The following is a 12,494-nucleotide window of genomic DNA, read 5'->3' as shown; positions in this document are numbered from 1 at the left end:
GAAGGGGCGGGGTCAGCCGATCTTGCGGTCGCGGTGCTTGCGCCGCGACGCCAGCTCGTCCTCGGGGGCCGCGATGGACTCGCCGCCGTCGGCGCGCTCGCCGTGGAAGTCCGCGATGACGCCGGTCAGCTCGCGCATGGCCCCGGACACCGCGATGCCGAACACGCCCTGCCCGCCCTGCAGCAGGTCGACGACCTCCTCGGCCGACGTGCACTCGTAGACGGTGGTGCCGTCGGAGAACAGCGTGATGTTGGCCAGGTCCTGGACGCCGCGCTGGCGCAGGTGGTCGACGGCGACCCGGATGTTGTGCAGCGAGATCCCGGTGTCGAGCAGCCGCTTGACGATCTTGAGGACCAGGATGTCCTTGAACGAGTACAGGCGCTGGCTGCCGGAGCCGGCGGCGCTGCGGATCGACGGGACCACCAGCGATGTCCGCGCCCAGTAGTCCAGCTGCCGGTAGGTGATCCCGGCGATCTGGCAGGCGCTCGGCCCGCGGTAGCCCACGAGCTCGTCGGGCACGGAATCGTCGGGGAACAGCCCGGGTTGCACGGGCGCACCGGGTGCGGTGACGGCCTGGTCGCCGGTCGAGTTTGCGTGGTCAGCTAGGTCCAACTGCTCTTGACGTGGCTGCTCGCTCACGGTGGTTCCTCTCGCCGTTCGCACTCTCGCGTCTAGCTGCGTCTCTGGCTGCACCGCAGCCGCGTTTGGTCAGGCCCGAGTGCTAGAGAGCTTACGCTTTTCGATAGCCGCCGCGCCCTGAAGTGTTGAATCAAAGTATGGCGGCCGCGGGCCCAACTGCGCGCGCTATCCGCCAGCGTGTCTCCATCGCGGTGTTAGATGAGACACATCCGTGATGTCGTCTTCCCACGCGGGCCGGGGCACCACCGGGTTGCGGGCGAACGCGCAACCGCGCCCCCGGGAGGCCAGAACGTGCGAGTTTGTGTTTGCCCGCGGAGGGGCGCCCGCCCCGGCTAGGTGGCCTTGAAATCGTCGGGAGAGACGCTGTCGAGGAATTCCTTGAACTTCTCGACCTCGTCCTCCCGGACGGCGGTGTTGGCCTCTTCGTCGCTCTCGTCGGGGATGAGCAAACCGGCCTGGGCGAGCACGGCCTCCTCGACGTAGATCGGGACCCCGACCCGCAGGGCGATCGCGACGGAGTCCGACGGCCGCGCCGAGACGGTGATGTCGCGGTCGAAGACCAGGTCGGCGTAGAAGGTGCCCTCCTGCAGGTCCACGATCCGCACCTCTTTCAGCGAATGCCCAAGCGCGGCAATGAGATCCCTGATCAGGTCGTGGGTCAGCGGGCGGGGCGGCTCGACGCCCTGCTGCTCGAGCGCGATGGCCGCGGCTTCGGACTGGCCGATCCAGATCGGCAGGTACCGGTCACCGTTGGCCTCCCGCAGCAACAGCACCGGCTGGTTCTGCGGCTGCTCGACGCGAATGCCGACAACACGAACTTCACCCATCTGTGTCTGCCCTCCGCATGTGCCGCTGTCGTCTCATTTGCGCCCGGCGCGGCGGCCGATGCCGCCGAACACCAAGCTGTCAACGAAGTCTAATCCTCAGCGATGCAGAACGTCGCGAACGGCGGACTTGACCAACGACGTGTGCAGCGTGATCGCGAGCGCGGCCACCTCACGCGCCAGGTCGTCGGCGCGATCGCGGGCTCCGGCCTTTCCGGCTTTGACTACCGGCCCGGCGATTTGGGCGATCAGGTCCGATTGCCGGTCGGCCGCGGAGCGGAAGGCGCGCAGGTGCCGCGGTTCGACGCCGTACTCGGCCAGCGCCCGCGCGCACTGCAGGATCACCACGGCGTGCTCGTCGAAGAAGCCGCCCGGGCCGGTGGTGATCACGCCGGCCTTGAGCAGCCCCGTCAACAGGTCGTCGCCCACCCCCGAGCGTTCCAGCAGGTCTTCGCGGCTCAGCCGGACGCGGGTGGGGGCCACGGCCGCCGCGTCGGGCGCGGGCTCGGGCCCGACGTCCGCCGGCACCGACACCAATCGCGGTACCCCGTAAGGCGATCCGATCGGCGGCAGCTCGCCGTCGGGCTGGGCGTCCAGCTGCGCCCGGATCACCTTCAGCGGTAGGTAGTGGTCGCGCTGGGCGGTGAGGATGAAGCGCAGCCGCGCGCAGTCGTAGGCCGTGAATCTCCGATAACCCGACGCGGCGCGCTGGGGCGTCACCAGCCCCTCGGCCTCCAGGAATCGAATCTTGGAGATCGTCACGTCGGGGAAATCCGGCCTCAACAGATCCAGGACCGCCCCAATCGACATCCCGGCCAGCGCCGGGCTATCGGGTGCGCTCACTGCCCTCCCTCACTACCCTCCGGAATCTGAGTCGTCGCCCTGCTTGGGTCCGGTCAAGAACACCAACCGGAACTTGCCGATCTGCACCTCGTCCCCGTTGGCGAGCACCGCCGAGTCGACGGGCTCACGGTTGACGTAGGTGCCGTTCAGGCTACCGACATCGACGACGTGAAATTCGTTGTTTTCCAACCTGAATTCGGCGTGGCGACGGCTGACGGTGACGTCATCGAGGAAGATGTCGCTGTCCGGATGCCGGCCGGCGGACGTGATGGCCTGGTCGAGCAGGAAACGCGAACCGGCGTTGGGCCCCCGCTTGACGACCAGCAACGCCGACCCGGGCGGGAGCCCCTCGACCCCCGATACCGCGCTGTCGGTCCCCGCCTGGGCGGGCGCGTCCAGTTCGTTGAGGAAGTCGGCACGGAAGACCGAAGTCGTCTCCACCGTGACTTCGTCAGAGGTTTGATCCTTATCCATGTCCGTCACGCGCTGCTCCTCACTGGCTGCTGTGGCGTTGTCCGACCGGGCCGCCGGCCCGGCTCTCCCCTGGGTTTTTCGAGGTGACTGTGCGGTGCCTTGGAATGTCTATCAAGTGTCGATCTGTCGACCGTACCGCGCACCGCTCGGCCATGTCCCCACCCCCGGAGGATCGCAAGCCCGATCCTTGGGCTTCCGCCGTGGGTCATTCGGTCAGCGTCCCGCGGTACGCCTCGGCGTCCAGCAGGGTCGAAATGGCCGAGTCCAGCTCGGCGCCGTCGGAGACCTGGACGTCGACCAGCCAGCCGGCCCCGTACGGGTCGGAATTGACCAACTGCGGGCTGCCGTCGAGGTCGCCGTTGACCGCCGAGACCGTGCCCGAGACCGGTGCGAACAGGTCGGACACCGATTTCGTCGATTCCACCTCGCCGAAGGATTCGCCCGCGGTCACCTGGCTGCCCACGTCGGGCAGCTGGACGAAAACCACGTCGCCCAACGCCGACTGCGCAAAGTCGGTGATCCCGACCCGCACGGTGTCGTCACCGCTTCGTCGAACCCACTCGTGGTCGGCGGTGTAGTGCAGGTCGGGGGGGATGTCGCTCACGGGTGATCCTGTTCTGGTCTCTTTTGACTCGGCACATTCATTTGACGGGCTGAGCGTATTGGTGCGGTTTTGGTTGTCGCAAGGTGGTCACGTCGACGCGGTCTGCCTGCTGCACGGACATCCGCGCGCCGACGCGCTTGATGCTGTCGTCGGCGCCGCCGGGAATGTTCATCGCGGCGGCCAGCGTGGGCGGATCGCCAATCGCCAGAATCGAATACGGCGGCGACAGGTTCTTGGTGTCGATCGTCAACGAGCCGGGCGTACCCACAATCCAGGTGTCGACACCGACCCGCACGGACTGGTGCGCGTCGTTGATCTCGATCGCCTCGGCGCCGGCGGCGCGCAACTCGTTGAGCACGTCGAGCATCGCTTCCGGGGAAACCCCCGGCCCGGGGTCCTCGATCGTGACGGTGACGCCCGGCCCGGTGGCGCCGACCGCGCCCACCAAAATGGACAGCGCCGCCAGCCGGGCCTGCGCGCTGTTGATGGCGGCCTGATCGGTGTTCCCGGAGGCCTGCAGCGAATTCAGCGTGTTCTGCAGCTCGCCGACTTCGGTGTTCAGTGTGGCTTCGCGTTGGCGCAGCGAGTCCAGCAGCACCAACAGGTCGGCGGGGCGGGCGGTGTCCAGCGAGTCGCCCGACTTGGTCTGGCGGACCTGGGTGACGATGGCGATCCCGAGGACCAGGCACAGGAGGATGGCCAGCGCGCCGAACACCAGGCGGGTGCGGCCGCCCCGCAGCACCTGCGACAGGCCCCGCCGGTGCACCGCCCCCACCGCGGGGCGCGGGCTCTTCGCCGGTAACTCGTGGCGGCCCCGCGGGGCCCCCTCCCCTTGCGGGGGCCCGGGGCGTCCGGGCGGGTCCTGGTTCATCGCGACCTCACCTGCCCCATGGCCTGCCTGATGGCCTGCCTGATGGCCTCATGCCCCGAACAACCTCCGTCGCAGCGCCGCGGCGTTTCCGAAAATCCGGATACCCAGCACGACGATGATGGCCGTGGACAGCTGCGTGCCGACACCCAGCTGGTCGCCGACGTAGACGATCAGCGCGGCCACGAAGACGTTGAACACGAACGACACCACGAAGACCTTGGGGTCAAAGATCCGTTCGAGATACGCGCGCAGCCCACCGAACACCGCGTCGAGCGCGGCCACCACCGCGATCGGCAGATAGGGCTGGATCACCTCGGGGACGGCGGGGTGGAAGACCAGGCCCAGCACGATGCCGACCGCGAGCGCCGCGATGCCGATCATGCGCGGTCCCGGTTCAGGAGGAGGTTTCTCACGAGGGCCCAATCTGTTTGGCGAACTTGACATCCCGGATCGATCCGGCGGGCAGCGACAAGCCGTCGGCGACGTTCACGGTGACGACGACGCCGTAGGAGGCCTCCAGCAGCCGGAGGCGCTGCAGGCCGGGGCTGTTGCCGAAGACGTCCCGCATCGAGTGCGGCGGCCCGACCGCGAGGATCTGGTACGGGCTGCCGGTGGGGTTGTTGTCGACCAGGATCGCCCCGCCGGCCTGCCGGATGGTCACGTCCGGGCCGATGCGGATGCCCCCGACGGCGATGGCCTCGGCGCCACTGGCCCACAACGAGTTGACAACCAGCTGCAGGTCGCGGTCCAGGATGATCTGCCTGCTGCCGCTGACGCGCTGCTTGGAAACGTCGGAAAGGTTCGGCCCGGCACCGGGATCCGTCACCGTCACCGACAGGCCGGGACCGATCACCGCCGTGCTGGCCGCCGCCAGGCCGAGCGCATCCAGGCGGCTCAGCAGCCGCTGCCCCTCGGCGTTGTCCGCCAGCGCGCGCCGCTGCACGTCGTCGACGCGGGTCGACAGGGCGCCCCGCTCGCGGCCCAGCCTGGCCGCCGTGGCTTCCGACTCGCGCACGCTTTGCAACAGCAGCTGCTGCGCGGTGCGCACCCCGGGGGCCACCGAGCGGGCCTGCGCGACGGCGGCGGCGAACACCGTGGCGATCAGCACCGCGGCCAGCGCCTGCCAGAGCCAGCCGAGGGCGCGTGCCCGCCAGGCGCGGCGGTCGCCCAGCACGGCCGGATCGCCGCGTTTGGCGGCGGCCGCGGCGTAGCCGGGATCCAGGTGTTCCGACAGCAGGGCGCGCAGCAGCGAGGGCACCGGGATCAGCTGCGGCCGCGCCGCCTCGTGGGCGCTGCGGCCGGCCTCGGGGTCGTAGCCGCCGAGCAGGCGACCGGCGTCAGCCATGCTCACCCGCCTTCGGCACCACCGCCTGGCGGGCGGGCTGCTTCAGCCTGGGCATCCGTCGCATGACCAACGCCATCTGCACGGCATAAAGCACGAACGCCCACAGGTAGCAGTACAGGCCCCAGCCCAAAAAGCCCCAGCCGCAGGCCCTCAGCACCCGGCTCCACACCGCGCCCCCCGTGCCGAGCAGGACCAACGGAAAGCCGGACATCAACGCGAACGTGGCGGCCTTGCCGACGTAGGTCACCGGCAGCGCCGACAGCCCGCGGGTGCGCAGCAGCGGCAGCGTCGCGGCCAGCAGCCCGTCGCGCACCAGCAGCGTGACGACGAACCACCAGGGCACGATCGCGCCGATCGCCAACACGATCGGCACGGTCACCATGTAGAGGCGATCCACCGCGGGGTCCAGCAGCACGCCCAGCCGCGAGGACTGGTTCAGCGTCCGGGCGATCTTCCCGTCGGCCCAGTCGGAGGCGCCGCTGAACATCAGGATCGCCACCGCCCAACCGTTGGCGTGGGCGAACAGCAGGACGTAGACGAACACCGGGATGAGCAGCAGGCGGATGGCGCTCAGCGCGTTGGGCACCGTCAGCACCCGATCGGGCGGAAGCACGGGCTCCATGAGCCGTGACATTAGTCGAACGCCCGGAGTGAGGCCGGCCGCCCACTCGGCGGGCGGGCGCCTAGCGGAACACGCCCGGCAGGCTCAGCGTCGACAGCGTGTCGTCGGACAGCGGGTTGTCGTTGACCATGTACGTCCACGTCGAGGTCGGCCGCGCCAGCTTGGACAGGTCCAGCCCCGGCTCCTCCTCGAGCACGTTGGCCGTCTCGAAAGTCTGCTGTGCCGCCTCGATCGCGTCGGCGGCCAGCGACGCGAACGCGTCGACCGCCAGCCGGTGGAACTCGTCCAGCGGGTTCTGCCTGCCCAGCGCGCGCAGGTGGATGCTCTCGCGGATGTCGGCCAGATACGCGAGATGGTCGGCCCAGCCCCGGTCGAGGTGATACAGCATGATGAGCCGGCAGATTCTTTCGAGCTCACCTTCCGACAGCGACTCGGCGAGCTCCTCGTAGCGCTTCGGCGCCAGCTCGGCGAGCTCCTCTCGCGCGGTTGCGGTGCGCAGCAACGTGTTTCGCCGATCGACGATGATGGCGCGCTGCTGGGCGATCAGCTGGTTGTAGCGCCAGGTGTTCGCGTGCACGTCGAGCATCCGGCCCTCGGCGACCCGCTGCGCGTGGTCGAGCATCCCGGCCGCCTTGGGGCTGACGATGCGGCCGTCCCCTTTTTCGGAGTCGGTCTGCATCGGGAGCTTGTTGGGGTCCAGGTTGGCCGCGACGACGTCGTCTTCCCAACTCGAGAAGAACACCGACGACCCCGGGTCGCCCTGGCGCCCCGCGCGGCCGCGCAGCTGATTGTCGAGCCGCTCCGTGTGATGGCGACCCGTGCCCACCACGTGCAGCCCGCCCAGTTCGGCGACCCGGTCGTGGTCGGCCTCGTCGGATCCGCCGAGGCGGATGTCGGTGCCCCGCCCGGCCATCTGGGTCGACACCGTCACCGTGCCGAACTCGCCGGCCTCGGCGATCACCTTCGCCTCCTCGGCGTCGTTCTTCGCGTTGAGCACCACCGCGGGCACGCCGCGGCGCAGCAGCCGCTCGTGCAGCTCCTCGGACTCGGCGACGTCGCGGGTGCCCACCAGCACCGGTTGCCCCGACTCGTGCACGGCGGCGATGTGCGCGACGATCGCATCGTTCTTGGCGGCCGCGGTGATGTACACGCGGTCGGCCTCGTCCTCGCGAATGTTGGGAGTATTCGGCGGGATTGGCGAAACGCCCAGTTTGTAGAACTGGCGCAGCTGCTCACCGGCGGCCAGCGCGGTCCCCGTCATGCCGCACACGGTGGCGTAGCGGTTGATCAGCGCCTGCACCGTGATGGTGTCGAGGACCTCGCCCGTCTCGGTGGTCTCGATGCCCTCCTTCGCCTCGACGGCGGCCTGCAGGCCGTCCGGCCAGCGCTGCAGCTGCGCGATGCGCCCGCGCGAGGCGTTGATCAGGTGCACCGCGCCGTCCCGCACGATGTAGTGCACGTCGCGCTGCAGCAGCACGTGCGCGTGCAGGGCCACGTTGACCTCGGTCAGCGTGGTGCCGACGTGTTCCTCGGAGTAGAGGTCGATGCCGCCTAGCCCCTTTTCGACCTTGCGGGCGCCGGTGTCGGTCAGGTGGACGTTGCGGCTGTCGGCGTCCGTCTCGTAGTCGGTGCCGGCCGACAGCTCGCCGACCAGCCTGATGATCTCCAGCCGCGGCGTCTCGCGGTGGGTGGTGCCGGCCAGCACGAGCGGCACCAGCGCCTCGTCGACGAGCACCGAGTCGGCCTCGTCGATGAGGGCCACGTCGGGGTTGGGCGACACCAGGTCGTCGACGTCGGTCACCAGCTGGTCGCGCAGCACGTCGAAGCCGATCTCGTTGACCGAGGCGTAGGTGACGTCGCAGCCGTAGGCGGTGCGGCGCTGCTCGCTCGTCGACTCCGCGGTGATCCAGCCGACCGTCAGCCCCATCGCCTCCAGCAGCGGCCCCATCCACTCGGCGTCGCGGCGGGCAAGGTAGTCGTTGATGGTCACCACGTGCACGGACCGTCCGCCGATGGCGTATCCCGCGGCCGCGATCGCGCCGGCCAGCGTCTTGCCCTCCCCCGTGGCCATCTCGATCACGTCGCCGGCCAGCATGCGCAACGCCCCCAGGAGCTGGACGTCGAAGGGCCGCAGGCCGGTTGCCCGCTCGGCGGCTTCCCGGGCGATCGCAAGAAACTGCGGGATGTCCGGGGACTCCGCGAGGTCGTCGAGGTTGAGCAGCTGGGCCGCCTTGCGCAACTTCTCGTCGGAAAGATTCGCGGCATCCTCGTCGTATTCCGACGCGGCGGCGACGTCCGCGAGGGAGCGGCTGCGGTTCTTTTCCGTGCTGGCGCCCAGCAGCCGCCAGAAGCGGCTACTCAGGCGGCCGGGTTGGGTCCGGGTGGTCTTCGGCACAGGTCAACGGTACGCGAGCCGCCCAAACCGGCGAGCGCGCGTGTGTGCGCGACGCGCCGGAGTCTGGCGTACAAATGCGGACGCTCGCGGGCCCGTGGCGGCCCAGCGGCGGCCGCACGGCGGCCTCGGGGCGGCCCTCAAGCCAGGTTGGATCGGCGTGGGTAGGCGACGGTCGGGTCGGTGAGCACGTTGACGACGGCGGGCAGGCCGCTGGCGAAGGCACGCTCCAGCGCCGGCCGCAGCTCGGCGGGCGCGGATACCAGCTCGCCGTGGCCGCCCAGGGCGCGCACCACCTCGTCGTAGCGGGTGCCCGGGCGCAGCTCGGCCACCACCGAATAGCCGTAAAGCGCTTCCATCGGGTGCTTTTCCAGACCCCAGATGCCGTTGTTGCCGATCACCGACACCACGGGCACGTTGTGCCGGGCCAGGGTGTCCCACTCCATGCCGCTGAAGCCGAACGCGCCGTCGCCCTGCAGCAGCACCACCTGGCGGTCGGGTCGGGCCAGCTTGGCCGCCAGCGCGTAGCCCGGGCCCGAACCCAGGCAGCCGAACGGGCCGCTGTCCAGCCAGCAGCCGGGCTGATAGCTGTCGATCACCCGACCGGCATACGACCCGAAGTCACCCGCGTCGATCACCACGATGGCGTCGCGGTCCAGCAGCGGAGCCAGCTCGGCGTACACCCGCATCGGGTGCAGCGGGATCCGGTCGTCGCCGAGTTCGGCGGCCTCCTCGATGCGCGCGGCGGTCTCGGCCGCCCGCAGCTCGTCGACCCAGGCCCGCTGGTCGGCGCCTCCGGCCGCCGCCAGCGCCGACAAAATCGCGGTGAGGTCGCCGTACAGCCCGGCCGCGACCGGGCGCGGGTGCTCGCGCGCCGGTTCGGCGCGGTCGACGACGACGAGCTGGGTTTCCGGGCCGAACACCTTGCCGAAGCCCAGCCGGAAATCCATTGGCACGCCGACGATCAGGGCGACGTCGGCCTCGCCCAGCGCCTTCCCGCGCACCCGCGAGAAAGCCATCGGGTGGTCGGCGGGCACCACGCCGCGCGCCATCCCGTTCATCAGCACCGGGATGTCCCGTTCCTCGGCCAGTCGCAGCAGCGCCGCCTCCCCGCGCCCCCACCAGACGTTGGTGCCGGCCATGATCACCGGTCGGCGCGCCGCCGCCAGCAGGCCGGCGGCGCGATCGAGCGCGGCGCCGTCCGGTGCGGGGCCCGGCGGCAGCGCGGCCAGGGCGCCGGGACGATCCCCGATCTCGGGGTCCTGCGACATCGAAAAGGCATGGTCCATCGGAAAGTCCACGAAACCCACGCCCGACGGTGCGCCGACCGCCGCCCGCAACGCCCCGTCGACCAGGCGGCCGGCGTCGTCGGCCGACTGCGCGGTGGCCGCGAAGCGGGCCAGCGGGGCCACGAACGGGACGTGGTCGATCTCCTGCAGCGAGCCCATGCCCCAGCGCAGCGCGGGGGCCCGGCCGCCGAGCACCACCAGCGGCGACTGGTTCTGCTGCGCGGCGGCCATCGCGCTCATCCCGTTGGTGACGCCCGGCCCGGCGGTCAGCGCGGCCACGCCCGGCAGCCGCGTCACCTTCGACCAGCCCTCGGCCGCGAACGTCGCGGTCTGCTCGTGGCGGGTGTCGATGAGCCGGATGCCCTCGTCGCGGCACCCGTCGTAGATGGAGAACAGGTGCCCACCCGACAGCGTGAAGACGGTGTCGACACCGCTGGCTTTGAGCCGGCGTGCGACGAGGCGGCCGGCGTGCACGGTCTGGCTGGACGGAGCGTCGATGCTCATCTGCGCAGCCTATCCGCAATCGCTCGGGTAGCTTGCGGGGGAAGTACCGCCGCAAAAGGGAGACGTCGAAGTTGGGTCCCACGCCATTCAAGCCGTCGATCGACTGGTCGACGGCATTTCAGGATTCGTTGAGGTGGCTCGCCATCGCCTGGGTGATCGGCGCCGTCTGTCTGCTGGCCGTGCTGGTCGCCATCAGGTATCTCACGCCGTGGGGCCGCCAATTCTGGCGGATCACCCGCGGCTATTTCCTGGGTCCGACCCGCGTCAAGGCGTGGCTGGGACTCGGCGTGCTGCTGCTGCTGGTGCTGTTCTCGGTCCGGCTCAACGTGCTGTTCAGCTACCAGAGCAATGATCTGTACACCGCGCTGCAGAAGGCATTCGAAGGGATCGCCTCGGGTAACGACGAGGTCAAAGCGTCCGGGATACACGGCTTTTGGACCTCGCTGGCGATTTTCATCCTGCTTGCCGCCATCTTCATCGCGCGGGTGATCCTCGATATCTACCTGACCCAGCGTTTCATCATCGCCTGGCGCATGTGGTTGACCGCCCACCTCACCGACGATTGGCTGGACGGCCGCGCGTACTACCGAGACCTGTTCATCGACAAGACGATCGACAACCCCGACCAGCGCATCCAGCAGGACATCGATATCTTCACCGCGAACGCCGGCGGCACCCCGAACATCCCGTCCAACGGCACGACCAACACCCTGCTGTTCGGCGCCGTCAACGCGGTGGCGTCGGTGATCTCGTTCGCCGCGATCCTGTGGAACTTGTCGGGGGATTTCAATGTGTTGGGCGTGACGTTCCCGCGGGCGATGTTCTGGACCGTCTTGATCTGGGTCGCCGTGGTGACCGTGGTCGCGATTTGGCTTGGGCGCCCGCTGATTTGGCTCAGCTTCAACAACGAGAAACTCAACGCCGCGTTCCGTTACGCGCTGGTGCGGCTGCGGGACGCCGCCGAGGCCGTCGGCTTCTACCGCGGTGAGCGGGTCGAGCGCTCGCAACTGTGGCGCCGGTTCACCCCGATCATCGACAACTACCGCAAGTACGTTCGGCGGACGATCATCTTCAACGGGTGGAACTGGTCGGTAACCCAGACGATCATTCCGCTGCCGTTGGCAATTCAGGCGCCGCGCTTGTTCGCCGGTGAGATCGCGTTCGGCGACGTCACCCAGACCGCACAGGCTTTCAACAACATTCACGACTCGCTGTCGTTCTTCCGCAACAACTACGACGCGTTCGCGGCGTTCCGGGCGGCGATCATCCGGTTGCACGGCCTGGTCGACGCCAACGCCAAGGGCCGGGCGCTGCCGGCGTTGCTGGTCAAGCCAAGCGAGGACACCGCCGTCGAACTCGCCCACGTCGAGGTGCGCACCCCCGACGGTGACCAGCTGATCGATTCGCTGGACGTCCAGCTCGACACCGGGGACACGCTGGTGATCACCGGGCGTTCGGGTGCCGGCAAGACCACCCTGCTGCGCAGCCTGGCCGAGTTGTGGCCCTACGCGTCGGGCACGCTGTGCCGCCCCGACGGCGACAACGCGACGATGTTCTTGTCGCAGTTGCCGTACGTGCCGCTGGGCAGTCTGCGCGGCGTGGTGTGCTACCCGAATTCACCGGACGACGTCGCCGACGACGAACTGCGCGACGTGCTGACCAAGGTTGCCCTCGCCCCGCTGTATGACCGGCTGGACGAGGAGCGGGACTGGGCCAAGGTGCTCTCCCCCGGAGAACAGCAGCGCGTCGCCTTCGCCAGGATCCTGCTCACCAAGCCGAAGGCGGTGTTCCTCGACGAGTCCACCTCGGCGCTCGACGAGGGCCTGGAGTTCGCGCTCTACCAGCTGCTGCGCGCCGAGCTGCCGGACTGCGTCGTGGTCAGCGTCAGCCATCGGCACACGGTCGAACAGCACCACGAGCAGGAGCTGCACCTGCTCGGCGACGGCGAATGGCGGCTGGGGCCGGTGGAGAAGGAGCCGGTGGGGGTATAGGGCGCCGCCGGGCCGGAGATCCCCCGCTCGGGCGTGAAATTCGCGACGCATCGCACGCGTGTCGCGTCGCAGGATTCACTTTCGCGGGCGGTGGAT

The 12,494-nt window shown here is 69.4% G+C and carries 12 protein-coding genes; 1 reads left to right on the top strand and 11 read right to left on the bottom strand.

Annotation, left to right across the window (positions count from 1 at the left end):
• Positions 1-12: 12 nt before the first annotated feature.
• From BST11_RS13880 to BST11_RS13830, 11 genes are all read right to left on the bottom strand, one after another.
• Positions 13-639, bottom strand: coding sequence for a MerR family transcriptional regulator (locus tag BST11_RS13880; RefSeq protein ID WP_083138521.1), 627 nt, complete (start codon positions 637-639; stop codon positions 13-15).
• Between the two features lie 332 nt (positions 640-971).
• Entirely contained in the window at positions 972-1,466 is a 495-nt protein-coding gene (locus BST11_RS13875) for a bifunctional nuclease family protein (RefSeq protein WP_067318756.1), read from the bottom strand.
• A 96-nt stretch (positions 1,467-1,562) separates the two neighbouring features.
• Complete coding sequence (gene ftsR / locus BST11_RS13870) at positions 1,563-2,306, bottom strand: transcriptional regulator FtsR (protein WP_083138520.1); 744 nt, start codon at positions 2,304-2,306, stop codon at positions 1,563-1,565.
• 12 nt (positions 2,307-2,318) lie between these two features.
• Entirely contained in the window at positions 2,319-2,780 is a 462-nt protein-coding gene (gene garA, locus BST11_RS13865) for a glycogen accumulation regulator GarA (RefSeq protein ID WP_276032718.1), read from the bottom strand.
• 205 nt (positions 2,781-2,985) lie between these two features.
• Entirely contained in the window at positions 2,986-3,384 is a 399-nt protein-coding gene (gene gcvH, locus BST11_RS13860) for a glycine cleavage system protein GcvH (RefSeq protein WP_083138519.1), read from the bottom strand.
• A 37-nt stretch (positions 3,385-3,421) separates the two neighbouring features.
• The gene (locus BST11_RS13855) at positions 3,422-4,255 is read right to left on the bottom strand and encodes a DUF881 domain-containing protein (protein ID WP_083138518.1); all 834 of its coding nucleotides are present in this window, start codon (positions 4,253-4,255) and stop codon (positions 3,422-3,424) included.
• A 48-nt stretch (positions 4,256-4,303) separates the two neighbouring features.
• On the bottom strand, positions 4,304-4,636 hold the full coding sequence (locus tag BST11_RS13850; protein WP_067318747.1) for a small basic family protein: 333 nt from the start codon (positions 4,634-4,636) through the stop codon (positions 4,304-4,306).
• 28 nt (positions 4,637-4,664) lie between these two features.
• Entirely contained in the window at positions 4,665-5,600 is a 936-nt protein-coding gene (locus BST11_RS13845) for a DUF881 domain-containing protein (protein WP_083138517.1), read from the bottom strand.
• Positions 5,593-6,222, bottom strand: coding sequence for a CDP-alcohol phosphatidyltransferase family protein (locus BST11_RS13840; RefSeq protein ID WP_083138516.1), 630 nt, complete (start codon positions 6,220-6,222; stop codon positions 5,593-5,595). The genes BST11_RS13845 and BST11_RS13840 overlap by 8 nt, the downstream gene beginning before the upstream one ends.
• A 61-nt stretch (positions 6,223-6,283) precedes the next feature.
• Positions 6,284-8,617 (bottom strand): accessory Sec system translocase SecA2, encoded by a 2,334-nt coding sequence (gene secA2 / locus BST11_RS13835; protein WP_083138515.1) that lies wholly within the window; start codon positions 8,615-8,617, stop codon positions 6,284-6,286.
• Between the two features lie 137 nt (positions 8,618-8,754).
• Positions 8,755-10,407 carry an acetolactate synthase gene (locus tag BST11_RS13830; RefSeq protein WP_083138514.1) on the bottom strand — a complete coding sequence of 551 codons (1,653 nt, stop codon included), beginning with the start codon at positions 10,405-10,407 and terminating at the stop codon, positions 8,755-8,757.
• A 71-nt stretch (positions 10,408-10,478) separates the two neighbouring features.
• On the opposite strand from BST11_RS13830, the gene bacA reads away from it, so the two are divergent.
• Complete coding sequence (gene bacA, locus BST11_RS13825; protein ID WP_083138513.1) at positions 10,479-12,398, top strand: vitamin B12 ABC transporter pemease/ATP-binding protein BacA; 1,920 nt, start codon at positions 10,479-10,481, stop codon at positions 12,396-12,398.
• The last annotated feature ends 96 nt before the right edge of the window (positions 12,399-12,494 follow it).

Source organism: Mycobacterium alsense (genome assembly GCF_002086635.1).
Lineage (GTDB): Bacteria > Actinomycetota > Actinomycetes > Mycobacteriales > Mycobacteriaceae > Mycobacterium > Mycobacterium alsense.
The sequence above is the reverse complement of the archived record's forward strand: the minus strand, read 5'-3'. Positions and strand labels throughout refer to the sequence as shown.

What these genes read in the sequence shown, in the direction of transcription:
- BST11_RS13855 (WP_083138518.1), bottom strand. Translation starts at nt 4,255, where the DNA reads ATGAACCAGGACCCGCCCGGACGCCCCGGGCCCCCGCAAGGGGAGGGG.
- BST11_RS13850 (WP_067318747.1), bottom strand. Translation starts at nt 4,636, where the DNA reads ATGATCGGCATCGCGGCGCTCGCGGTCGGCATCGTGCTGGGCCTGGTC.
- BST11_RS13845 (WP_083138517.1), bottom strand. Translation starts at nt 5,600, where the DNA reads ATGGCTGACGCCGGTCGCCTGCTCGGCGGCTACGACCCCGAGGCCGGC.
- BST11_RS13875 (WP_067318756.1), bottom strand. Translation starts at nt 1,466, where the DNA reads ATGGGTGAAGTTCGTGTTGTCGGCATTCGCGTCGAGCAGCCGCAGAAC.
- garA (WP_276032718.1), bottom strand. Translation starts at nt 2,780, where the DNA reads ATGGATAAGGATCAAACCTCTGACGAAGTCACGGTGGAGACGACTTCG.
- BST11_RS13830 (WP_083138514.1), bottom strand. Translation starts at nt 10,407, where the DNA reads ATGAGCATCGACGCTCCGTCCAGCCAGACCGTGCACGCCGGCCGCCTC.
- BST11_RS13840 (WP_083138516.1), bottom strand. Translation starts at nt 6,222, where the DNA reads ATGGAGCCCGTGCTTCCGCCCGATCGGGTGCTGACGGTGCCCAACGCG.